The 24,738-nt window shown below is 36.3% G+C and carries 21 protein-coding genes; 13 read left to right on the forward strand and 8 right to left on the reverse strand.

Annotated elements, in window-relative coordinates:
- Nucleotides 1–38: 38 nt before the first annotated feature.
- The 4 genes from DWZ47_RS01270 to alaS all read right to left on the reverse strand — a co-directional run bounded on the left by DWZ47_RS01270 (nt 39) and on the right by alaS (nt 6,862).
- Entirely contained in the window at nt 39–1,046 is a 1,008-nt protein-coding gene (locus DWZ47_RS01270; RefSeq protein WP_032849654.1) for a FecR family protein, read from the reverse strand.
- A gap of 34 nt (nt 1,047–1,080) precedes the next feature.
- Complete coding sequence (locus DWZ47_RS01275; protein WP_008776778.1) at nt 1,081–1,638, reverse strand: RNA polymerase sigma-70 factor; 558 nt, start codon at nt 1,636–1,638, stop codon at nt 1,081–1,083.
- 29 nt (nt 1,639–1,667) lie between these two features.
- Nucleotides 1,668–3,905 carry a GH92 family glycosyl hydrolase gene (locus DWZ47_RS01280; RefSeq protein ID WP_032849661.1) on the reverse strand — a complete coding sequence of 746 codons (2,238 nt, stop codon included), beginning with the start codon at nt 3,903–3,905 and terminating at the stop codon, nt 1,668–1,670.
- 338 nt (nt 3,906–4,243) lie between these two features.
- Nucleotides 4,244–6,862, reverse strand: a complete 2,619-nt coding sequence (alaS, locus tag DWZ47_RS01285) for an alanine--tRNA ligase (protein ID WP_004305396.1) — start codon at nt 6,860–6,862, stop codon at nt 4,244–4,246.
- A gap of 255 nt (nt 6,863–7,117) precedes the next feature.
- On the opposite strand from alaS, the gene DWZ47_RS01290 reads away from it, so the two are divergent.
- From DWZ47_RS01290 to DWZ47_RS01295, 3 genes are all read left to right on the forward strand, one after another.
- On the forward strand, nt 7,118–8,974 hold the full coding sequence (locus DWZ47_RS01290) for a tyrosine-type recombinase/integrase (protein ID WP_055229277.1): 1,857 nt from the start codon (nt 7,118–7,120) through the stop codon (nt 8,972–8,974).
- Nucleotides 8,975–9,212: 238 nt separating this feature from the next.
- Nucleotides 9,213–9,386, forward strand: a complete 174-nt coding sequence (locus tag DWZ47_RS30560; RefSeq protein WP_165601829.1) for a hypothetical protein — start codon at nt 9,213–9,215, stop codon at nt 9,384–9,386.
- A 321-nt stretch (nt 9,387–9,707) separates the two neighbouring features.
- A complete protein-coding gene (locus DWZ47_RS01295) occupies nt 9,708–11,468 on the forward strand; it encodes a DEAD/DEAH box helicase family protein (RefSeq protein WP_055229278.1) in 1,761 nt (586 codons plus the stop codon).
- Between the two features lie 70 nt (nt 11,469–11,538).
- On the opposite strand, the gene DWZ47_RS01300 is transcribed toward DWZ47_RS01295, so the two are convergent.
- From DWZ47_RS01300 to DWZ47_RS01310, 3 genes are all read right to left on the reverse strand, one after another.
- On the reverse strand, nt 11,539–11,943 hold the full coding sequence (locus DWZ47_RS01300) for a hypothetical protein (RefSeq protein ID WP_004323738.1): 405 nt from the start codon (nt 11,941–11,943) through the stop codon (nt 11,539–11,541).
- A 10-nt stretch (nt 11,944–11,953) separates the two neighbouring features.
- The gene (locus DWZ47_RS01305) at nt 11,954–12,538 is read right to left on the reverse strand and encodes a hypothetical protein (protein ID WP_004323737.1); all 585 of its coding nucleotides are present in this window, start codon (nt 12,536–12,538) and stop codon (nt 11,954–11,956) included.
- A 295-nt stretch (nt 12,539–12,833) separates the two neighbouring features.
- Nucleotides 12,834–13,241 (reverse strand): hypothetical protein, encoded by a 408-nt coding sequence (locus DWZ47_RS01310; protein WP_004296535.1) that lies wholly within the window; start codon nt 13,239–13,241, stop codon nt 12,834–12,836.
- A 1,412-nt stretch (nt 13,242–14,653) separates the two neighbouring features.
- Here DWZ47_RS01310 and DWZ47_RS01325 point away from each other — a divergent pair.
- Complete coding sequence (locus DWZ47_RS01325; protein ID WP_055230324.1) at nt 14,654–15,670, forward strand: DUF3871 family protein; 1,017 nt, start codon at nt 14,654–14,656, stop codon at nt 15,668–15,670.
- A 391-nt stretch (nt 15,671–16,061) separates the two neighbouring features.
- Entirely contained in the window at nt 16,062–16,649 is a 588-nt protein-coding gene (locus DWZ47_RS01330; RefSeq protein WP_005679026.1) for a tyrosine-type recombinase/integrase, read from the forward strand.
- Between the two features lie 55 nt (nt 16,650–16,704).
- Here the strand turns inward: DWZ47_RS01330 and DWZ47_RS01335 are convergent, their stop codons facing one another.
- Nucleotides 16,705–17,451, reverse strand: coding sequence for a hypothetical protein (locus DWZ47_RS01335; protein ID WP_011107535.1), 747 nt, complete (start codon nt 17,449–17,451; stop codon nt 16,705–16,707).
- A gap of 991 nt (nt 17,452–18,442) precedes the next feature.
- Between DWZ47_RS01335 and DWZ47_RS01340 the strand changes: the two genes are divergently transcribed.
- The 8 genes from DWZ47_RS01340 (at nt 18,443) to DWZ47_RS01375 (ending at nt 24,591) form a co-directional block, all read left to right on the forward strand.
- Nucleotides 18,443–18,916 (forward strand): hypothetical protein, encoded by a 474-nt coding sequence (locus DWZ47_RS01340; RefSeq protein WP_004296542.1) that lies wholly within the window; start codon nt 18,443–18,445, stop codon nt 18,914–18,916.
- 24 nt (nt 18,917–18,940) lie between these two features.
- A complete protein-coding gene (locus DWZ47_RS01345) occupies nt 18,941–19,270 on the forward strand; it encodes a hypothetical protein (RefSeq protein ID WP_004323044.1) in 330 nt (109 codons plus the stop codon).
- Between the two features lie 19 nt (nt 19,271–19,289).
- A complete protein-coding gene (locus tag DWZ47_RS01350; protein WP_055229282.1) occupies nt 19,290–20,357 on the forward strand; it encodes a penicillin-binding transpeptidase domain-containing protein in 1,068 nt (355 codons plus the stop codon).
- Between the two features lie 22 nt (nt 20,358–20,379).
- A complete protein-coding gene (locus tag DWZ47_RS01355; RefSeq protein WP_055229283.1) occupies nt 20,380–20,919 on the forward strand; it encodes a hypothetical protein in 540 nt (179 codons plus the stop codon).
- Nucleotides 20,920–20,943: 24 nt separating this feature from the next.
- A complete protein-coding gene (locus DWZ47_RS01360) occupies nt 20,944–21,726 on the forward strand; it encodes an ADP-ribosylglycohydrolase family protein (RefSeq protein WP_055229284.1) in 783 nt (260 codons plus the stop codon).
- Nucleotides 21,707–22,174 (forward strand): hypothetical protein, encoded by a 468-nt coding sequence (locus DWZ47_RS01365; RefSeq protein WP_055229285.1) that lies wholly within the window; start codon nt 21,707–21,709, stop codon nt 22,172–22,174. Before DWZ47_RS01360 ends, DWZ47_RS01365 begins: the two co-directional genes overlap by 20 nt.
- Before the next feature lie 621 nt (nt 22,175–22,795).
- Nucleotides 22,796–23,674, forward strand: a complete 879-nt coding sequence (locus DWZ47_RS01370; protein WP_225473856.1) for a hypothetical protein — start codon at nt 22,796–22,798, stop codon at nt 23,672–23,674.
- A 98-nt stretch (nt 23,675–23,772) separates the two neighbouring features.
- On the forward strand, nt 23,773–24,591 hold the full coding sequence (locus DWZ47_RS01375) for a hypothetical protein (RefSeq protein WP_055229287.1): 819 nt from the start codon (nt 23,773–23,775) through the stop codon (nt 24,589–24,591).
- Nucleotides 24,592–24,738: the final 147 nt, after the last annotated feature.

Consider the following 24,738-nt stretch of genomic DNA (forward strand, 5'->3'; position numbering starts at 1 on the left):
AATAGCTTTTAAGTTTTAGCCGGTTCATCTTTTACTTCTTATTTGGGAGAAATGAAGATATTGTTTCCGACAATTTTATAATCAATAGGTATAGAGTTTTGCAATGATTTCAACACTGACTCGATATTCGATTTCCTTTTCAGTACACCGGAGTAAGTTTTACCTGTCTGAATATCAGGAGACAGAATGATTTTCACATCATAGAAACGCTCCAGCGCTTTGGTGATAGTGAAGATATCTGCTTTTTGGAATGGAATCAGATTATCGTGCCAAACAGCATCCAATTTGGCATCCACTTGTTTCACGGTCAATCGTCCATTATTTTTGTTCAGTTCCGCACGTTGCCCTGGAGTGAGGATAATCTGCCCCTCTTCCTTATTGCCTTTTACTTCAATCTCACCTTCAATAAGTGTCGCCTCCGCTATCCGGCAACGCTTATCGGATTTTAAATTGAACGTAGTTCCCAATACGCGTACGCGTATTGCGTCACTTTGAACGGTGAATGGCTTATGGCGGTTTTTGGTGACCTCAAAATAAGCTTCTCCTTCCAGGTAGACATTGCGTTCCTTTTCGGAGAACTCACGTGGATATTTCAAGGTTGCTGCATTGTTCAGCCAAACCTTGCTACCATCCGGTAAGACTACCTCCTTAACAATGCCTTCGCTGGCTACTGCAACCATCATTTGTTGATTGTTTCCGCTTTGATAGAACCAATATCCGACTCCACCACCCATGACTAACATCACAGCAATCACTGCGGCATATTTCATCCAGCGATGCATGCTTAATATTTTGCTCTGTTTACCTTTCTCTTCGTCCAGCTTTTTGTAGAGTTGTTTTTCCGCACGAAGTATCCGTTGTTCATCAGTGTACTGGTCGAATTTACCCAAATGATAAATTTCTTCCATACGAAAGAGCTGGCGGGCGTTTTCTTCCGATTCCTTCATCCAGGCATTGACCTCGATAAGCTCTTCTTCAGAACACTGTCCTGTCAGATATCTGTTTATTATTTCTTCACTCAGATTACTCATTTTCTTTTCCTTCATATTAGTAATACAATTCAAAACGCAAAAACACTTATTATAATCGCCATAAAAATAAGAAAAGAATCGTCCAAAGAGGATCAAGTCGGCCACGCAAGTATTTTAAAGCCTTATACATATGGGCTTCCACCGTGCGGAGTGAAACTCCGAGAATATCGGCTATTTCCTTGTTTTTCATATCATGCAGATAGCTAAGTTTGAAAACCTCTTTGCATTTGTCAGGGAGCTCATTAATTGCATCATGAATTTCCTTGCGGAGTTCCTTGTCTTCGATCCTCCGAATCACTTCGTTGTTGTCCGGTTGATAGAATTCTGCGCGTCTTTGGTTGATTTCTTCCATGGCAACACAATAACCGTCTTCCACACTGCGGTGTTTCAAGACATTAAGGGCACGGGTGTAAACGGCACGATAGAGAAAGGCCTGGATTTGGTCGCCTATCTCTATGTGGTCTTTCCGCTTCCATAATTCTACAAATACGTCCTGCACTACATCCTCTGCTTCTTCTTCTCCCACCAAACGGGTTGCATAGAAAATCAGGCTGGGATAGTACCGCCGAAATAGTGCTTTATAGGTTACATCAAAGTTTTCATTCATTCTCTCGATGGACTAAGTTCATGTTTCGTTTATGGTTTTTTATCTTCGAATATGACTCCAATTGCTTTAGGGGTGTTACTCATTTCGAATTCGACAGTCGCTCCACTCATGATTTGCTCGTGAGTAAGATATGTTTTGTCATACGGTTTTCCATCTATTTTGATGGATTGGATATAGATATTTTCTTTGTTTACTTTGGGGGCCAATACGGTGAAAGTCTTTCCATTTGCCAGATGTAATTGCATTTCCGGGAATAGGGGAGTACCTATCTCATATTTTCCACTGACGGGATTGACGGGGTAGAATCCCATCGCACTGAATACATACCATGCTGACATCTGTCCGCAATCTTCGTTGCCACAAAGACCGGCTGGTTCGTTCTTGTAGAGCTCGTTCATCACTTTGGCCACATATTCTTGTGTGCGATTTTCGTGTCCTATAGCATTGAACAGATAAATAACGTGATGGCTTGGCTCATTGCCATGCGCATATTGTCCTATCATGCCCGTGCTGAAGATCGGAAGTTCGTCATCTGCTGCCGGATGATAGGTGAACATACTGTCCAGTTTTTCGGCAAATCGGTTTTTACCTCCTACAAGGGCGATCAGTCCGTTAATGTCATGCTGAACAGACCAAAAGTATTGCCATCCGTTGCTTTCGCAAATGTGTGGTGTATAGTCATCGGCCTTGAAGTCCTTGATAAAGATGCCTTTGTCGTCACGTGGCTGCATGAAAGAAGTAGCGGGGTTATATACATTCTTGTAGTTTTGAGAACGTTTGTAAAATTCGTCCGCAATGTCTTGTTTGCCCATCTTCTTCGCCATTTCGGCAATGCAATAGTCATCGAAAGCGTATTCCAGTGTTTTGGATAACGACCAGTTTTCTGCGTTGTAGTGGTCTGTTACGTTGTAAGGTATGTATCCTAATTCTTTGTAGAGTCCGATGCCGCGGTAATTATCCAGATTAGCCGTTGCTATGCAAGCATCCAAGGCTTTCTTTGTGTCGAAGTCGCCGATTCCTTTCAGATAGGCGTCTACAATAACAGGAACAGCATGATAACCGATCATCATGTCTGTTTCACTTCCGTAGAAGTTCCACACTGGCAGACGGCCATTCTGTTCGTAGAAGGCGATGAAGGATTTCACCATGTCGTTTACACGCTCGGGTTCGGTATAAGTAAAGAGCGGGTGGGCAGCACGGTATGTATCCCATAGGGAGAAAGTGCTATAATTAACCCAGCCGTCGGTCTGGTGTACTTTCTTATCGGGACCGTAGTAAGCTCCGTCTACATCACTGTAAATAGTTGGAGCAATCATTGAGTGATAGAGAGCGGTGTAGAAGTTCACTTTATCGTTCTCATTATCACCTTTTATTTCAATCTTTCCGAGCTGGCGGTTCCAGTTTGCTTTTGTTTCCGCCAAGTATTTGTCGAAGTCATTTTCGGGGACTTCAGTTTGCAGGTTTTTGGCTGCTCCTTCCATGCTGACACCGGAAATGGCAGTGTTTACCAATATCTGTTCATCCTTTTGGGTGTTGAAATCGAAGCGGGCGATAACAGCTGTGCCGATACGTTTATTGTCTTTGATGATGGCAGTTGTGTCCAGTTCCATTTTCTCAAAAGGCTTGGAGAATCGGGTGCGGAAATAGATGTGTTGATCGCGTGCCCAGCCATCGGAGAAACGGTAACCTTGAATGGTGACGGAGTCTACGACTTCGATATGAGAATCGTTGGTAAAATCCCAGTTCATGGCTTTCTTCAGATTTAAGAAGATAGCAGATTGGGCTTCCGGAAACGTATAACGTTGGATACCACAACGCTCGGTGGCAGTCAGTTCGACGTTGATGTTATAATCAGTCAGGCGTACTTGATAATAACCGGCATGAGCACTTTCATCCTTGTGGGAGAATTTAGAATGGATGCCAAGTGGTGCTTCCGCTTCTTTGTAGGGAAGAGTGACAGGCATGAAAGAGATGTCATACAAATCTCCCGCTCCAGTGCCGGAGAGATGCGTGTGGCTGAAACCGGCAATCGTACTATCCGGATAGAAATAACCGGAGATACGGTCCCATCCGGGGAGTCCGTTGTCCGGGCTAAGTTGCACCATGCCGAAAGGAGCTTGGGCACCAGGATAAGTGTTTCCAGTGAAGTCTGTTCCGATAAATGGATTTACATAAGATGTGTAATCTATTTCGTGTTTCTCTTGCGTAGGGGTACAAGAAATGAGCATGCAGGTTAACAGCAGGCATAGATAAGCAGGTGTTCTCATCATTCTTTAGGTATTAGTGATTACTTATTTTATTTATTTGAAGGATAAGAAAAATAATTAATCTGGTCACAAAGGTAGAAAAAAACTGTGACAAGCCTAAATTATAGGCTTAATATTTTTTAAGAGAGACAAATAGACTTCTACATCCGGTCGATATTCCTCGGTGCCGGACAGTGCTTATCGGTGCCTCGATTAGTGTAATATTTAGGCGCGGATTTCGTAGATTACACGGTTTTAAGAATAAAAAATCCGTGTAATTCGCGTAATCTGCGCCTAATTTTAAATCTTTATGTAAAACGAGCCTATTATCTTTTTATTAGACTCCTTTTCATTTACTTTTAGATTCCTGCTAGCTCCAGTACTTTTTCAACAGCTGCCGGTAGTCCGTCAGTGTTTTTACCTCCTGCGGTTGCAAAGTGAGGCTGACCACCGCCACCGCCTTGAATTAGTTTGGCAGCTTCTTTCACTAAATTGCCAGCTTTCAGACCACTCGCAACCAGATTGTCGCTAAGCATGACTGTCAGCATCGGTTTTCCGTTATCTATATTTCCGGCAACGAAGAACAAGTTTTCTGTAATCTCACCACGAAGTTGGAAAGCGATATTCTTCACTACTTCTGCCGGTAGCGGAGCACAGAACTTAACCACTTTGATGCCGTGAATTTCTTGTATATTCTTCAACAGTCTTTCCTTCAGCGCTGCTTCTTTTTCTTTCATGAAGTCTTCCACCTGCTTCTTCAATCCTGCATTTTCATCCAGATATTTGCGGATTGCAATACCCAAGTCAGGAGCATTGTTGAAGAGAGCCTTCAAGTCGCTAAGTGTATCTTGTATTGTATCCAGCATTTCTTCCACGCGTGCTCCGGTATAAGCTTCAATACGGCGAACGCCGGCAGCAACAGAACTTTCGGAGATGATTTTTACCATACCGATATTTCCGGTTGCAGCTACGTGTGTACCACCGCAGAACTCGATAGAAGTGCCGAACTGGATCACACGAACTCTGTCGCCATACTTTTCACCAAAGAGAGCGATAGCTCCCAACTCTTTAGCTTCCTCGATAGGAATATTGCGATATTCTTTCAATGGGATATTAGCGCGGATTCTTGCATTGACGATATGTTCAACTTTACGGATTTCTTCATCGGTCACTTTCTGGAAGTGAGAGAAGTCGAAACGCAATGAATCCGGTGTAACCAATGAACCTTTCTGTTCGATGTGTTCACCCAATACTTCACGTAAAGCAGCATCCAGCAAGTGGGTCGCCGAGTGATTGGCTGCGCAGGCAGCACGTTTGTCGGTATCTACACAAGCCATCATCGGAGCTTCCGGATGTTCGGGTAGCTTTTTGGTAATATGTATCGGAAGATTATTCTCTTTCTTTGTGTCGACCACTTCAATCGTCTCGAACTCGCTCACCAATACACCTGTATCACCTACCTGACCACCACTTTCTGCATAGAACGGAGTATAGTCGAGTACAATCTGATACAATGTCTGGTTCTTTTGTTTGATCTGACGGTAACGAAGGATAGAAGCCTCGTATTCAGTGTAATCGTAACCAACGAATTCAGTAGTCCCTTCTTTCAGTACAATCCAGTCACCTGTTTCGATGGCGGCGGCATTACGTGCACGCTGTTTCTGTTGCTGCATTTCTTCATTGAACTCTTCAATGTTGACAGTCATTCCGTTTTCACGGAGAATCAGCTCTGTCAAGTCGAGCGGGAAACCGAATGTATCATATAAAGTAAAAGCATCTTTACCGCTGATTTCAGTTTTTCCATTGGCTTTGGTATCTTCCATTGTCTTGTCCAATAGACGGATACCAGTTTCCAAAGTGCGGAGGAATGATTCTTCTTCTTCCTTGATTACTTTTTCAATCAGTGTCTTTTGTGCAACCAGCTCAGGATAAGCTTCTCCCATATTATCAATCAATACAGGAAGCAACTTATACATAAATGCCTGTTTCTGTCCGAGGAAAGTATATCCGTAACGAACAGCACGGCGAAGGATACGGCGGATCACATAACCAGCTTTCGCGTTAGAAGGCAACTGACCGTCTGTGATAGAGAATGCAATAGTACGGATATGGTCGGCAATTACACGCATGGCGATGTCCTGCTGCTTATCTTTTCCGTATTCTGTACCCGACATAGCTGCAATAGCTTTCAGCATTGGCTGGAATACGTCTGTATCGTAGTTGGATGTTTTTCCTTGTAAAGCCATACAAAGGCGTTCGAATCCCATACCGGTGTCAATAACCTTTGCAGGAAGCGGCTCAAGGCTGCCATCTGCTTTGCGGTTGTATTGCATGAATACGAGATTCCAGATTTCAATTACCTGCGGATGATCGTGGTTCACGAGGTCGCGACCGGAGATCTTGGCGCGTTCTTCAGCAGGACGGAGGTCGATATGGATTTCGGAACAAGGTCCGCAAGGTCCTGTATCACCCATTTCCCAGAAGTTGTCGTGTTTGTTACCGTTGATGATGTGATCCTTTGGCAAGAACTGTTCCCAATAAGAAGCAGCTTCGTCGTCACGGCTCAATCCTTCTTCGGGACTTCCTTCAAATACGGTTGCATAGAGATGTTCCGGATTCAGTTTCAAGACTTCTACCAGATATTCCCACGCCCAGCTGATCGCTTCTTTCTTGAAGTAATCGCCGAACGACCAGTTACCAAGCATTTCAAACATGGTGTGGTGGTACGTATCGTGTCCTACTTCTTCCAGGTCATTATGCTTTCCGCTTACACGCAAACATTTTTGCGAGTCCGCGACTCTTTGGTATTTCGCCGGATGGTTACCCAAAATAATATCTTTAAACTGGTTCATACCCGCGTTCGTAAACATCAGGGTAGGGTCATCTTTAATCACCATCGGAGCCGAGGGAACGATGTGGTGTCCTTTCGACTCAAAGAAATTCTTGAATGAATCTCTGATCTCTTTTGCAGTCAACATATAATGAAGAATTATGATTTATGAATTATGAATTATGGGCTGTGGGATATGAGAGAGGGGAAGAATCCCCAATAAATCATAAATCACAACTCATAAATTCGTAAAAACTGTGCAAAGATAGCTTGTTTTTACGACATAGCAAAAGTTTGTTTCAATATATTGTGCAAGGGGTTACAATACGGACATACCTTCTAAAATATCTCATTAATAACCAAATGTAATAACCGATTTTAATAACACTTGGTAATAACAAAGATGAGTGAACAGGTATTTTTAGATTTCAGTTTAAATTTCAATTTGCGGCAGACAAAGAAGAATATGCCAACCATTATTTACGCTCTGTTTACCTTTAGAGGGAGACAATACAAGGTCAATATTGGCGCCAAGGTTTATCCAACGCAATGGAATAAGCGGAAGCAGATAGCCACTATCAGCAACGGGCAAACAAGGCTGGATAATCACAATAATGAGATAGTCAATAAAAAAATAAGGTCGCTTCTTGCTATCTTTGAAGAGAAGAAGAATTATCTTTGTGAGAACTTGGAAAGGATAGATTTTCTTTTTGAGGAAATGAGACAAGCTATTAATCCTAAATTGAAATGTCGTAATTATATGGAGAAAGAAATGCATTTATCAGCAACTCTGGTATTTAGAAAAATGGTGGATAAGTATGTGAAGGAAGATAGTAGTAAGAAAATATATCTAGGTTATATTAGTGCTTTTGAAGCTTTCTTGAAAGTTAAAAGTATTCCTAATCGCTTATCCGCTATTAATGGAGATACTTTAACTGATTATCAACAATATTTATTAGATTTGAATCCTCGTCGTATAGCAACGCATCTAAACAAGATAAAAGGAATCAGAACATTAATCAATCATGCTAATAGAGACAAAGAGATAAAAGCTAACATAAATATAAATTCTTTTGTTGCTATCAGAGATGAACGTTCTAAAGAACAGAAGAAAAGTAAACAAGTTCCATTGACAGAAAAGCAATTACTCGCTATATATAACTATACAAACTTAAAACCTAGGGAAGTAGAAGCCAGAGATTTATTTATTTGTCAATGTTTGTTGGGACAGCGTATTTCAGATTTACCTAAAATATTTAAAGGAGAATATGCTATAACTCTGTTGGACGATGAAAATGAAGTGATTTCATTTACTGTTCAGAAGACTAGAGAAGAAGCTACATTGTATCTCTTTCCTGTAGTGAAAGAAATATTAGAGAGGTATAAGCAAACAGGTTTCAAACATATAGATTTACTTATAGAAGATGAGAAGATAGTTAGGAGAAATGAGGCTAAACTAAATAGAACTATAAAACAGGTCTGTAAAAAAGTTGGATTAGATAGCGATGTTATTTATGTTGAACAGATTGGCGAAGATGTAGTTGAAAAGAAAAAGAAACTATTTGAAATGATTCATACTCATATTGCAAGACATACTTTTATCACTTTGATGTGTCGTTTGGGTGTATCAAAAGAAGATGTTATAATAGCAACTGCGCATACAGATACCACAATGATAGACGATGTTTATTTGCACGAAACTGTAAATGACAAAGGGACAAGGCTCATTAATTCTTTAAAGAAAATCAAAGGTAGTACATTATTCAAGATTGAAGAGGCAAACAACATGGTAGATACTACTATGAATGAAGAAGAAACGGTTAAGAAACCAATTTCAACTGCAAGCGTAACTGATAATATCACCTTCGATACTCTGTTAGATACTCAATTTTTTGCATCTAAAATCAATAAGGCTGTTGAACTACAATCACAGGTAGGGCATTTGAAAAATGGGAAACTGTGTAGTTATGACAATGAAATCACGTCCCTTATAAGCGAGATAGAAAAATTCTCCCAATCTTCCACTTCTGATTCTGATGTGGCAAAACAATATGTGAAACAGTTATCTGTTGGGAAGCAGTCAGACCTACATGACTGTTTTAGGGAAATGATTATCAAGTGCGTTAAGATTGGTATCAGTAAGGATGCAATTATGCAGTTTATCAATAAGGCTTTGGAAATAGGCTTGTTGGATAAGGAAAGGTTCACCAATATAAAAGAAATCACTACAGCCTTATTGGATAAAAGGAATCAGGGCTGACAAGCTTTTTTGGAAATCAAGGCTTCTGGTAAGCCTGAACATCATATTCTCCCCGAACAGCTACGGTTAAGGGGAGAATTTTTGCTTTATTGCATCCTCAACTCAAATATTCCACAATTTCGACTTGTCGTTTGGTGATGCGGTCGGGACTTTATACCTTTGCAATGTGATTGAAAGTCAGAAATGACCGAGTTTCTCATCACCCAGATTCACCACTACAAACCTAAATCTACTTCAAATGAAAGAACTGACCTACGCAGACATTCGTAAAATGGCACTGGAGCACGGTATTAAGGACACAAGGCTTCACATCGGACTTTGGGCTACTGACCGATACATCAAAAAGCGCAAAATGGTTCAAGGCAAGACCTACACAATCTACCTACCGCATCATAAACAGGAACAGGAATGATTTTTTAGTTCTAACCCTGTTGCCAAGCTAACATAATAAGAGGTGTTTTCTTCATAAAACTTTTAAACTAAAGTTTTAAAAGACGCTTCCGTCATAAACGATATAATACAAGACATAACATTTAGATTGCTTGACTATGCTAAGTCAGCGGTAAAGTAATAGGCGTAGTAATACGCTTATTATTTTATTCTTATGGACGAGTTTTTCTTCAAAGCGTCCCTATATAGGAAGAAAAAAATAACCCTACTTAAACTTAATCTAAAGTCAGATATTTCAAATACACAGATTACAATTTTATAAATCTAAGTTAATCTAAACACAATGAAACAAGAAATCATTAATGGTGGCAATGCCCGATATTTGGGCGAATTAGAAAGATTTAAAGATGGTATTCCTTTTGGCATCGTAAACAAGACAAAGACAGATGTAGGTGGCACTTATGTGGCTGCAAATTGCAGTAGTAACTATATTATCGTATGCCCATTCAAGGATTTGGTGGATAGCATAGCAGCAGATAAGAATAACAGGTATGAGGTATTCAAATGTTATGGTGGTGTAAGAGAATACCAGTTCAGGAAATATATCAAAAACAATACCACATATAAGATAGCCGTGACCTATGACAGCCTGCCCAAATTAATTGGATGGTTGAGCAGTACAGAAGGGTGGAAAGTCTTGGTAGATGAATACCATTTAATCTTGGAAGACATGGATTTCAGATATGATGCAATTAACGGCTTGATGGAAGAAATACAGAAGTTCAGGCATTATTCTTTTCTGTCTGCCACTCCAATTGACCTTGACTTTGAGATAGATTTCCTGAAACAGCTTCCACATTACAAAGTCCAATGGAATGGAGTGACGAAAATAACCCCTATCAGATACAAGGTCACGCAATTAACCAAAGGACTGGCTAGATTCATACAGATATTTTTGGATGAAGGCATATCACTCCCAGACATAAACGGCAATGTCAGCAAAGTGGAAGAACTATATATTTTTATCAATTCTGTGACCAGTATCAAGCAGATAGCAGATACGTTGAAACTGAATCCAGATGATGTGAAGATATGTTGTGCTGACAGGATTAGAAATAACAAACTGTTGGGCGAATACCAGATTGAATCAGTCAGTAGTCCCAATAAGAAGATTAATTTCTTTACAAAGAAATGCTTTCAGGGATGCAACCTTTTCACCAATAACGGGCTGATAATAGTAGCCAGTGACGCATACAGAACACAGACTTTGGTGGATATAAGTACTACTATGGAACAGATAGCAGGCAGAATCAGAATCAATGACGAATACCAGAACATCTTTAGGAATGTGATAGTCCATCTGTTCTCCACCAATAAGAATGTTATGAGCGATGAAGAGTTTGAGATGTTGATGCAGGACAAAGAGAAGGAAGCTGACAAGTTGCTAAGCGGATGGAGCAAGCTGGATAAGGAAGAGAGACAGACCTATATTAAGAGGATGAACCTAGACACTGAACTAGTCTCCATCATTAATGGCAAGATGGTGTATAACAATCTGAAAAAACAATCCTTCATTTATAAGCAGGCACTAAGGAAGACATACAAGGATGGAATCAGCATCAGGGACAGTTTTATGCAATCAGAGAAATTTGAGCTTACCAACCAGAATAAATGGAAAGATTTCAACATAAAACTGGCAAAGGCTATGACTGTCAGTTATGAGCAATTACTAAAAGATTATCTGGATTCCCCTTCTGAATCTTATGAACAGGAATATCCAGAATTTCCACTAATCAAAAGATATTTGAAGGAATCTGAAATGAATACTCTTAGATGGAACAGGGAGAAGATGCTAAAAGCTGTAGAGGACAAGAAACAAGTTGATAAAGTTTTCTTGGCTATATATCAGCCTGGCTTTATCAGCAATAAGGATTTGAAAAGCAAATTGAAGGATGAGTTTGGCAGATTGGGAATCAAGTTATCCCCCAAAGCTACCCTGATAGAGAATTGTACTCTTTACAATGTGGAGAAGGCAAGCAGGAAGATAGATGGAAAAACTGTTAGTGGGTATGAACTTGGCAAGATGGTATTTACCTTTGAATAAGAATCTACCAATATGACAGAACAGGACAAGAATAAAGCTCCAAACTTATTAGTGGTCTGGAGCTTTTATTTTATATCTGAATGACAAATCGAGAATCTTCCTTCATTGACCATTGAACCTGCCACATTCTACCATCAATTTGGTCTAGTAGAATAAAAGTCCACATATTTTGGGTAGGATAAAGAGTAAATCTACCATCCCTTTCCTCTTCCTTAGTAGCAAATGAGGTGGTATTAAGATTTACTTCAAAACGTTCACTGCCTTTAACATCATATTGAACTTGCCACATTCGTCCATCCCTAGTATTCAGCTTAATGAAAGTCCACATGTTTTGTGTGGGAAATAATTGATAAGTTGCATTACATACGGGTTCTGGACTATTTGCTTTCTCCGTTTTATCTGTAGCTATTGATTGATTTGAGCATGATGTCAAACAACAAATAAATACAAACAATAAAATGATAATTTTTCTCATACGGCACAATTTATAAATCTTCCATAGCTTCCGCTTCGATTACTTCGCCATTAATTTTATCAAAATAAATAAGTGTTACATAGCAGCCATCCGTAAAACTACCTTTAATCTGTAATTCAATGTCTCCTTTCTCTGTGGTATATCCTGTAACATATTTGCACCTATTCATTCTTACTTCATGTATTTTAGAATTATCGTCATTTTGCATAATTTTAGTCTGAAATTCTTCAATACAAACTTCTGGCTCACCATACTTTTTAGTCAGCATTTCTTTTAGGGAGAAGTAATTATTTGAGAGTGACGACCATGTTTCCAAAGAAGGAAACATTACTCCAACCTTAGCAACTAAATTCTTTTGTTTTAAAGCTATAGCAGCTACTGTACAGTTTTTGTATGCTGCAAAATCTCCTTTTAATATGGCAGTTCCATCTTCTGTGCCAATGTGAGTAAGCCCTTTCTGTTTTAACTTTGACACAAATTCAGTCAAGGTTCCATCAATGGGCACACCTTTAAATGTTAGATGTTCAGATGTTGTTTGAGCGAATGTGGATAAAGTCGCAATTGCAAACAATAATAAAAATAGATTCCTTTTCATAATTTATTAGCTTTATTAGTTATTGACATTTATGTTGCAAATATATTAAATGCAAATAATAATTACAATACATATTTTATTCTTTTATTTATGCAAATGCGTTCAAAAACATTCATAAGAATTATTACTTATATTCTAATGCGATTCTTTTATATCCCCAACTCAAAAATATAGGGTACTTGAAATTCATCCCCCCCCCTTTTATTGAGGAAGTGTTTTTTATTTGGAGTTTATGCTTTGATAAAGTGAAATATTTAATCTATTAATCCCCTAAAATAACAATTCATACTTATTTTTAGTGATTTGGAGATAAGTGCAAGAGAAATTTAACAGACGAATGAATATTCTTACCGTTTTCTTTAGCAGGTTGCCATTGGGGCATATTGAGTAGTGTATATAATAAAATAGAATCATTATGCGAATGTTGAACTACGTCTATTAACGTAGCTTGTTTAACAAATCCCAAACTATCAATCTTTACACAAATTTTGTATGTATATCGTTCCATTTCATCCTGTAAACACAAGTTCTTACCTAAATAGTCTATTACAGATAAGTATTCCTCTGTTTGAAAAAACGCAGGTGTAAATATATTCCCTAAAGCAACAGGAGAGCTTATTTTCTTTGTTGTACATGACAGGATTGATACAATAACTATCAATTGTAATCCTAATATCCAGAATCTTTTACCCGTTAATTCCATATATTATATCGTTTTTGGATATAGTAACAACACCCACATATTAATACAGCAGATAGCAATGTATTAAAAATATTCATTGTTGTAAACATGAGCCATGTCATTGCATCCCCACAGTCATAGACTTCTATTTGCATTAAACATGTGAACAAAATGTTTATGGAGAAAAATGTAAGTAAAGCCAACTTCCACCAAGAATTGCCTTTGTAAAATAACCATGCAATAATACTACCCAATAAGTATGAGCATAGATAGGTTGGAATAACAGAACCCTCTATCAGCCAAGTAATTTCCATGAATGAAAGAGGATGAAGTAACATCGCAATTATACAACAAAGTAATATTATACCCTCATACTTCCAGATATTTTTATCAGTTAGTTTCATAGCCTTAAGATTCTTTTAGCCCCAAATACAAGAATAATTATTGGAAATATGGAACACAAGCACCAATAAAGAAGTCCGTTTGCAAATAACATAAATAAATTTCCATAGGGATTGGGATATACAACTCTTAGTATCATGTCGATAGTACAATATATAATGGTGGAGAACAAGAAAACGTAACAGAGCAGTTTCCAAACACCATTATTTTTATAAACTTTCCAAGCTATTATACTACCTAGTAAACAACTTAATGTATAGAATACAACAATGCTTGGTATTTGTGAAATACATATACCAAAATTCAAAGCATACAAATATGAAGATAAGATACCGCATATTAACATTATGCCTTCAAACCACCACAATCTTTTGTCTGTTAGTTTCATTTATTGCTTTCCCTTATGTAATAAGAATTCATTTAATATCTAACACACAAATATAGTACATTTATTGGAAAAGAACTAAGCCAAACTGTTCTAAATCAAAATAAAAAACACAGTACTTATTTGGGCATATAGATAGAATACCTACTATTATTCCCCTCTCTTTAATTTTAGAAAATCCATTTTATTGAGATACTATGCTTTGATAAAATGGATTTATTAGTCAGACAGTGAGCATGAGGTATATATTATGCACTCTATAGCGGTGTAACTACTCTACACCCCCATACAAATCATTAGGAAAAAGAAAGGATTACATGAATTGCCATTCAGCCCACAAACCTTTTGAACTTCTGAAATGTGCGGACTTATCAACGATTTGTATATGTCTACATATAAAGATGCACAAAGATAAGTGAATGAATAGTACTTCATGTCAAACCCTCATTTTGTCCTTAAATACACTATTTACTAATCTATTATTATGCGTATGGAGAATTTAAAGATTTTATTGACGTTCGGAATAATTCTAATTGTGCCAGTAGTCTTAATGCCACAGTTCTTTATTGGATTATTAATACTGATTGTGGCTTGGTTAGCTTTCAGACAGAGGAATTTCTAATATTAACTTAATAAATTACAGATTATGGAATCAACATTACAGATTATGCCAGTACAAAGAACTAGTAGAAACTTTGGTGAATTTGCAGAAGAAGCGGTAATAATTGAAGAGCCTGTTATTAAGCAGAAGCGACCTCTATTCATTGAAGCCAATACGATTGAAGCCAGTTTGGAGCATCTAAGGAATGATTGTATTATACCCGTATTCGCAAAGGACAACGAAGCTACATTATCTCATGTGGCTTTCATTGAAGCGGTACAGGATGCAACCAATACATTCTTTAGCGGTGAACAAATTGAATCGCCAGACATTCGTGTTTCTCATGTAATCAAAGGTAGGATTCCCGAAGCAATACATAAGCCAGCCAATCAGTTATTAGAAAGTGACAAGACTATCTACTACGAGAGGTGCGCTTTTGTTATTGAAGTTCCTACTATCTATGAGACAGTACACGGTAACAGGCTAACACTTACTATTGGTGGTGTGAGAGCTTATAACCATACCAATCTTTATTCAAAGAAAGGTGCGGAGCGGTTTAAAGTGTTTATTGGCTTTACTTGTAAGGTTTGCACAAATCTATGTGTATCTACAGACGGTTATCTTAGTTGCTTGGAAGTTACCAATACAAGGGATTTATATCAAGCGGTATTGGAAATGTTCCACAAATACGATGCAGCCAAACACATACATTTGATGCAGTCTTTAGGCAATACCAGTATGACAGAGCATCAGTTCTGCCAACTACTTGGAAGAATGAGACTTTATCAGTCATTACCGCAAGGCTATCAAAAGGATATACCTAAAATGTTGCTTACTGATACACAGGTTAACAATGTGGCTAAGGCTTATATCAATGACGAGAACTTTGGTAGCTTGGGAAATGATTTGTCTATGTGGAAATTCTACAACTTGCTCACAGGTGCAAATAAGAGTAGCTATATAGATTCATTCTTGGATAGAGCCTATAATGCTACAGAACTTGCAACGGGTATATGTTCCGCTTTACACGGTGATGACAAATATCAGTGGTTTCTTAGTTAGTGGTATTACAGAGTACTTAAAAGGGGCATCCATATAATAAGGGTGTCCCTTGATTATTCATTACCTATTAATATTCAAAAGATTATGTTACAAGCGTTATTAGTCGTTATATCTTGGATTATCTTGTTACTTGTTATGTGTGCAATTTCACCTGTTGTATTCTTCTTGATGATTATTTGGACTATATACAAGATTATTACGATGAAGTAGTACATGAAGAACTAATAAGGGTATCTATATACTATATATAGGTACTCTTTCTCTATTATTAGCCAGTAGTATAACATTCACTTCTGTTATTAGTGAATGTTTAGCTAGTAATCAGTAAGTTAGATATTCCAACTCAAAATTAATATTCACTTTTATTAGTTTCACTATAAAACAGAACGTTATGTCACTTAAATATTCAAGTACAACAGCAGATTATTTGCAATGGAGCGAAGCAATGAACTTAGTAAGAAAGTTGGCAAGGGATAGTAATTATAAGATGTCACTTCTTATCGCTTTGGGTTGCTTCACAGGTCTAAGAATTTCTGATATTCTTGCTTTGAGGTGGAATCAGATATTAGATGCAGAAGAATTTACCATTATAGAGATTAAGACAGGGAAGCAAAGGACAATTAGGATTAATATGCAGCTACAGCAACATATCAGAGATTGTTATGAGCATATAAATCCAGTTGGCATAAATGCTCCTGTATTGATAAGTCAGAAGGGGACAGTGTACACAGTTCAGAGAATCAATGTCATGCTGAAAGAGATTAAGAAGAAGTACAAGTTACATATAGGTAATTTCAGTTGTCATTCTCTTAGAAAGACTTTTGGCAGACAGGTTTATAATATGAACAGTGATAATTCGGAGCTTGCACTTGTTAAGCTCATGGAGTTATTCAATCATTCCAGTGTATCAATTACTAAAAGATACTTGGGATTGAGGCAAGAGGAATTATTAAATACTTATGACTGTCTTAGCTTCTGACTAAACATAAGTAGGATATATTAAGAGGTTTAAATACAAACTCTTAATGTCCTACTTATAACCTAATATGTCTCACTTCATCAACATAAATATCATACAAATTAGTTCTTTGATTCAATAATACATGAATATCTAATAAACGCTCGGGGGCTACTATAAACTCATATTCATTTCTTCCCAATAAACAAGTTACTATATCAGCCTTATGAACTGTAGCCGCAAGCACTATTCGTTTACTTCTTTCTGAAGTCAACTCTTCTTCCCTAAATGCGAAGAATTCCGCGACCTTCTGTTCGGGAGTCCAACTAACTCCAAACTCTTTACTTTCAAATTCTTCTTCATTAGTTCCTCTATAAATTGTAAATTCTTCTGAAAATTGGTTATAATAATCCAATTCCTCATTAGTCATTCTATCAGTCAATGAATATTTACTCAATATAGAAACTAATATAAAGCGGTCATCCCGAGCAGGATAATCCATTTGATAAACATGTTTCCAACCAAATGCTTCAACCTTTGGAGACATTTTACGACGAATACTGACTTTTAGAATGAAGTTATCAATATAGAAATCCCATAAACCACGACTATCCCTACTACAGAAAATGGATAATAAAAGGTCTTCTGTTATTACAGGAACAGTCTTTAGTACATTATGGTAACCAACTTTACAAAATCTAAACCAATCTATCTTATTGAATAGAGTATTAGCATTATCAAAGTCTTGTTTCTTCAATAAAGAACAATACTTCTGAAATAGTTCTATCTGCGATGTGTTATCCATTGTATTATTATTAGACATTTCTCTTCGTTTTAATTTGCAGACAAAGTTAATCATATTTATAATAATAGCCATATTGAAGAGTAAGAAATCTAAGATTAATCGACATATCTTATTTACATATTAAAACCTTTCATTATCTTTGTGCCAATCCTAGAAATAGGAGGACATATTAACGAAAGGTGTTTTGCATAGTTCTTGTCTCTAAATTCGCCAAAATTTATACAATCACAGGAACGTGCACAACACCGCACTAGTGCTATATGCCTATCTAATGATAGTTCATATATCGTCTGGTGCGGGTTACTGTTGTGTATTTGTGATTGGAGCGTTTGGCGATGCTTGGAGACATATACATTGGCAGTTCCCGCACCTATTTGTATGTAGAATTGTATCTATCGGGAACTAGATACAACTAATAATAGACTATGAAACAGGCATATTTACAACTAGCTCCTACCTCTCAAACAGTATGTAGACAGTTAAAATCTTTACTAAATCCAGAGATTAGGCATTTTTATATTAAAATCTTTGGGCAAATAAACTAAGTAATTATTATATTTGTGACAAAATAAAGTATTATAGCAGTCAATTATATGCTATCGGTTCTCTAGTACTTTAAATACTATGATTAACTACTTTCTTGGGGAGAATTGGGAAGTATAAATCAATATCTATAAGAAGCAGACATACTACTTACTTACCTATTCAGTTCTATTATCAGATAGTAGAATGAATCCACAGAATTATATTCAACCTTTTAACAAGGATTATTTAGATTATATACCCTTCACTATGAAAGGTTGAATAGCAACTAACATACAGAACTATTAAAATTTAAGATTATGTATTCATTGATAATTTTATTAAGCAGAGGTAGGATGTCAGACTATGCAGATTTTAACAGTAACGGTAGTGTGGCATTACATATAATAGTCATACTTGTTATTGCAGGTTTCTTCTTATATGCCTACATAAAGAATAAATAGGACAAACATAAATAAATGGAATTATGTATCGCAAATTAATGGTAACTTTAAAAGGAAGTGACATAATAATCAATCTGGAAGAGGGAAATGTAATAGACAGTGTCATAACATCACGTTTCAGACATCCAGACTTTCTGCCACAACAAAATATATTAATTGGCATACCGCATACCAATACCCAAGAATTTATAACAGATATTAGTCAGCAAGTTACTTTCTTAAATGAGAAGCAAGGAGATGTAACTGCCATGACTATTTTGGATGCAATATTTAATTCATGCCAAAAGCATATAAGGCAATATTATAGGCTTATAGATACGGATATGTACACCTATATTGATGCCGCTATGCACATTATGGATGCTTGTCACTTCTTTAATGAGAAACAAATGCAAGAATATTATCAATTCTGTGCTTCCCAAACTATTAATAGATTTTCTTATGCCTTATGGCTTAATACTGGTGACGAATTAGTAAAATTAACTGATTTGAAGTAACTATAATCGTAAATGAATGAGAGTATGAATCGTTTACAAACATTTATTATCAATTTCAAGCAGAAATGTTTGGAGCATGGCGTTGAATATAAGCCAAGAGATAAAAAGGAATTTGATAATTTTTATAAAATGGGATTTGTTTTAAGCAATTATAAATTAGGGTACTATGATGTGCACTTATTAATTGATTATGAGGATAATCTAAAAGCAATTCACCTATTGGGAATTGAACCTCACATCTCTATGATTGCAAAGGAGATACAGAGTACGAATGTATTTTGTGGCATTCCCGTTATTGTTAGTGCCTTGAATAATCAATATTCGCCTGCATCCATTACTATGATTTGTATATAAATTTATACGGTATGCTCGTATGAAAAAGATATTGTTAAAGTGCACTATATTAATCGTTGTACTTTGTTCTTGCCAATCCAGACAGCAAGTAACAGCACCTATTTCCACCATAGACAGTACATTACAAACTAATGTTACTGCCATATTGGAAAGCAAGTTGTCAGAGATAAATGCCCAATCTGGGCAGGTTATAGTAATGGAAGTTCAATCAGGGCAAATAAAAGCTCTGGTTGGACTTACTAGGAAAGACAGTACGAACTACCAATCATGTGAGAACTTCTCTGTATGGCAGTCTACTGGTCTGATGCACCCAATATCGCTATTGGCAGCTTTAGAAACTGGTAAGGTGAAGTTGAGTGATAAGGTTGATACTGGAAATGGTATCTACCAAGTTCATGGCAGAGAGCTTAAAGACCATAATTGGCATAGAGGTGGATATGGTGAGCTTACAGTACAAGAAGGATTGGCAGTTAGTTCCAATATTGCTACTTATAAGACTATGGAGAAAGCATTTGGTGATAATCCTCAAACCTTTTTTGATTTACTTGCTAATATGAGTTATGGTAAGCCAGATAGTATCAATGGAATTGTCAGTCTACAACCTTACAAGATTACAGAAAAAAATATCACTTGGAACTGTATAGGATATGAACAGCTTATTTCACCTATTCAAGTCCTTACCTTCTATAATGCTATCGCCAATGATGGGAAGATGATACAGCCTCAACTATATAAGGATAGTGTAGTAGTTATTAATCCCCAAATAGCAAGTAGGGCTAGTATTGATAGTTTGAAGAAAGCTCTAGTATTTAATGTTACTAACGGATTAGGTCAACATGCCAAGTCTGATAAGGTACTAGTTGCAGGTATGCAGGGAACTAGTTCATTATCTACTAACGAGGATAGTACTAAGGGTATGTATGCGGTAGAGTTCTGTGGTTACTTCCCTACTGATAATCCCAAGTATAGTATTATTGTATCTATTAATAAGACTGGATTACCTGCAAGTGGTGGACTAATGGCAGGTGATGTGTTTAAGAAGATTATTTTATACAACAATCAACATTCTGATAACAACGATAAATGAATGAAAGGGGGGAACGGTAATCATGTTAAAATTACAAGAGAATAAAAAGTTGCTTATTGATATATTGAAAAAAATAGGCTACGAACCAGAAATAGACGAAACAACTGGAAAAGTAAAATTTATAACTCGTTATCAAGATTGTATCTATATTGATAGTGACGATAAATCTCCATTTATTGTTATTTGGGATATAAATTGGGCAAAAATAAGTTTAGACAACCCTAATATTAATAGGGTAATAGAAACTATAAATCAAACCAATATCCATGGTATAGCAACAATATTTTATTCTATTGATGAAACAGAGAGGGTGCTTAGATTAAACTCCAAACATGAAATTCCATTCATAGTGGAAATTCCTCATATAGAAAGTTATCTTTATACCAACATAGGTTGTTCTTATAGTGCACGTGAAGATTTCTTTAACAAGTTGGAATATCAGAATATCCATTTGGAAAAATCTAAAGAAAGACTAGTACCAATAGGTTGGAATATGCTTCATAAAGCACCTCTAATTAAAAGATGGTTATATATTGGAGCAGCATTTAATCATTTATATTAATCTAATAATCAGAGAAATGAGAATATGAAAAACAATATTCTAATAGGTGCAATAGCAGGAGATATAATAGGCTCTGTTTATGAATTTCGTTCAATAAAGACTACAGACTTTGAGCTATTTTTCGATTATTCCACTTTTACAGATGACACTGTTATGACTGTTGCAAATGCAGATTGGTTATTAACAGGTGATAGCCTTTTAGGAATAATGCAAGACTATGGGCATAGTTATCAAGCTAATTATGGCGGTTGGTTTCAATCATGGTTAAGAGAAGAAAATCCTCAACCATACGGCAGTTGGGGAAATGGTTCTGCCATGCGAGTAAGTCCTATAGGTTGGGCTTTTGATACTTTAGAGGAGACATTAGAAGCTGCCAAACAAAGCGCAGAAGTCACACATAATCATCCAGAAGGAATAAAAGGAGCACAGGCTACAGCAGCCTGTATTTACTTGGCTCGTATAGGAAAAACAAAGCAAGAGATTAAAGAATACATTGAAACAACTTTTGACTATAATCTTAATAGAACTTGTAAGGAAATAAGACCGAACTATGAAAGCAATCCAAGTTGTCAAGGTACAGTTCCAGAATCCATTATTGCTTTCTTGGAAAGTACGGATTTTGAAAATGCCATTCGTCTTACTATATCTTTAGGTGGTGACGCTGATACAATGAGTTCTATTACAGGTGGAATAGCAGAAGCATATTATAAAGAAATACCTCAACATATCGTATATGAAGTGTTTAAAAGGCTGCCAAATGAATTTATTGATATAATGCAGAAGTTTTATGAGAAGTTTGTTAAATGATAAAATTGTAGATATGGCTATTGATGCAGAAGATAATAAAACAAGAAATTTGGTTATTAAGACCTTGAAAGAAATTGGATGTCAGCCAGAAGTTAATGATGAAGATGATATCTGTTTTAAATATCAAGGTGAGGATTTTTTTATTGATGCGGATAATAGGGTACCTTTCATTACACTATGGAAGATATTTGGAGTACCTTTAACCATAGATGTAAACATTATGAAAGAGGCTATAAATCAAACGAATTTAGAGGGACGTATCACTTTGTCATATTCCATCAATAAAAAAAGAAATATTATGGTTATATATTGTAAGAGCCATTTGCCATTTATATATGGAATACCTGCAATTCAAGAATATCTGCAATGTAACCTTGACAATTATTCTTGGACATATCAATATTTAATGGATAAACATAATTCTTTAAAAGAGAATCCTACAATGTAGAGTTCAAAAGGACGAACCATTATAAAAGGTTTTAATGCCAATCCTGATAATGAATAAGAAGAAAGGCAGCATTTGAAATAATTCACTTGCTGCCTTTTTTAGTTCATTTCCTTCTCTTCTTAACCAATTTATGCTTATCCTTCTTAGATGAATTAGAGAATAACTGTTCTAACATTTCCCTTGTAATAGGTAAATATGTAACCTCTGTTAATCTAGTCTCTCTAATCTCTTGTGGTAAATAATGAATTGTGTTATTCCTCTTTGGTGTTACTTGCATATTTTTGTAGAAATAAATAGGTTGGTAATTGATTTATCTACGGCAAAGTTATTGATAAGAATCAGGTAAATCTAATACAAGATATATATTTTGGATTATTGGAATATATGTGCGTATATCTTCAAAAGGATGCGATTTGAGGTAGCAAGCAAAGCAGTTCTTGTAACTGATTCATGCCAGATATTTATGATTTTATTTTTTATACCTGTAAGACATGATGAAACTAAGTCATTGATAAGGTGGTAAGTGAAAATTCATTTACTGCCTTATTTTTTATAATACAGTGGACTGGAATATTGGATAAATTTGTTTCTTTGCAGTCATTGATTTTAAAAGATAATACCATGAATGAATATGTAGATTTTTATATGCAGAGATGCTTGCAGGTAGCCACAAGCATAGATGACAAAAGCAAACATATTATATTGAACAATATCAAGGCTATAAATTATGAGGAAGCTGTAAAACTCGCTGAAACCATAATCATAGATGATAACAAACGAAAACTATTGCTAAGTGAAGAAGTCTTTGTTAACGATAGTACTCTAGCTCAATATTTAGAAAGAGAGGAACTGGATGCATTAAAATTATGGAGATTATCCGTATTGCTGTACGCTATGATAATGGGATGTAATGTTGCTGAACTATCCATATCTGTAGCAGACCAATATTTAGACTTGTTCAACCACCTAAACGATGGAATGAAGGTTGCAAGTATTGAAGTAGTGGGTAGGTTGCCAACAGAAACGAAAAAAGGTAAATCGTCAACTAAAACCAAAAAGTTTACTATCTCTAGTCAACTACTGATTAATAAAATGAAACAAGCTTATTTAGAACTGCAAGATGATATTGTAACAGTAGATAACTTGAAGCATTATACAATTGAAAGGATTACCACTATGAATGAAATAGCAAACAAAAGAATCTTGAATTATTATTTTGCACAAGAATTGAAAGCCTTCTTGAGCAAATACAAAGGTGGAAAAATGTCCTCAAACAGAAAGAAGCTTGTTTTATACATCCTATACTTGTTTGGTCGTTTTAAGAACAATGTTCCAATAAATACAGATAATTATAGAGCATTAATGCGCGACTATAATAAATCCCCAATAAAACTTTCTCTATTCACAGTAAACGGGCAGTCGTTCCCCTTAATCTTACTGCCTAATCCAGAAATTGAAAAAATAAGGTCTAAATATAGAAGGTTCATAGAGGAAATGTGAAATTTCGAGATAATCTGATTTTTCACGAAAAGTAATTTATGGTTTCTTACCTTCGCAGCGTTGGTAATATTGCCAATTATTCTAAATTTATATAGACAATGAAAAAAAATATCATTACTGTAAAAGACCTCTATGTTGAAGGCAAAATGATTGCTTTTATTAAAGGCAATCGTAGTGTTAATTCAAAGAACATTTCAAGAAAGAAAAAGTCCTTTGAGAAATTTGGAATGAATCTTGTCCCTTTAATGTATGTAGACGGACAAAAAGCGGTAAATGACGGCTGTACTTTGGTGCATCCTATTACGAAAGAGGATATACCGGATGAAGAAGCAAGTAAGTATGTTGCCATTGTTGAGGGACAACATAGATATACGGCAGCCGAAGAAACAGGTTTAGATGAAGAAAAGCTGTTCTTGTATGAATGTTACAGCAATGAGAACACTAAAGAGATTCTCTCTGAAACAAACACAATTACTGACCCGTGGAGTGGTGCAGATTATGCTAATGGCGCGGCACTATTTAATCCCCAAAATGAGTTGGCAAAATTTACAAAAGAACTTGCCGATTTAGGTTATCCAACCACTACGATAGGTTATATTGCTTGTTTTGCTCCTGGTAAGTTGGGAAAGACAGCATACTGTAATTTGATTGCAGGTAAAGAAATAAAAACAGATTATAATCTGGAACGTGCTAAATACTTTTTGGATGCAGCACGAACTAAATTTGACAATTCCTTTATCGCTAAAAGATACTTGATTACTGTAGTTGCCGACCTGTCTACAGAACATGGGTATAAACTTGTTTGTGACGCTTTAAAACAAATGCCAGATGCTATAGTAAAAAGAGTCCTAGAAGCTAAAAGTGAAGAGAAACAAAGTATATTGAAAATGACCTTAGAAAGTCTACTCAATAAATAATTAGAATATAGCCAGTTGTCAGTGATGATAGCTGGCTTTTTTATCTCTATTACAAGTGATGCCAAGAAATTATAATAGTGAATTACCTAGTCACTGTTGTGTTGGAAGAATGTCGTATAGAATATTCTGATAGGATAAATGTTTTAT

The sequence above is a fragment of the Bacteroides sp. AF32-8BH genome, from assembly GCF_003435205.1.
GTDB lineage: Bacteria > Bacteroidota > Bacteroidia > Bacteroidales > Bacteroidaceae > Bacteroides > Bacteroides ovatus.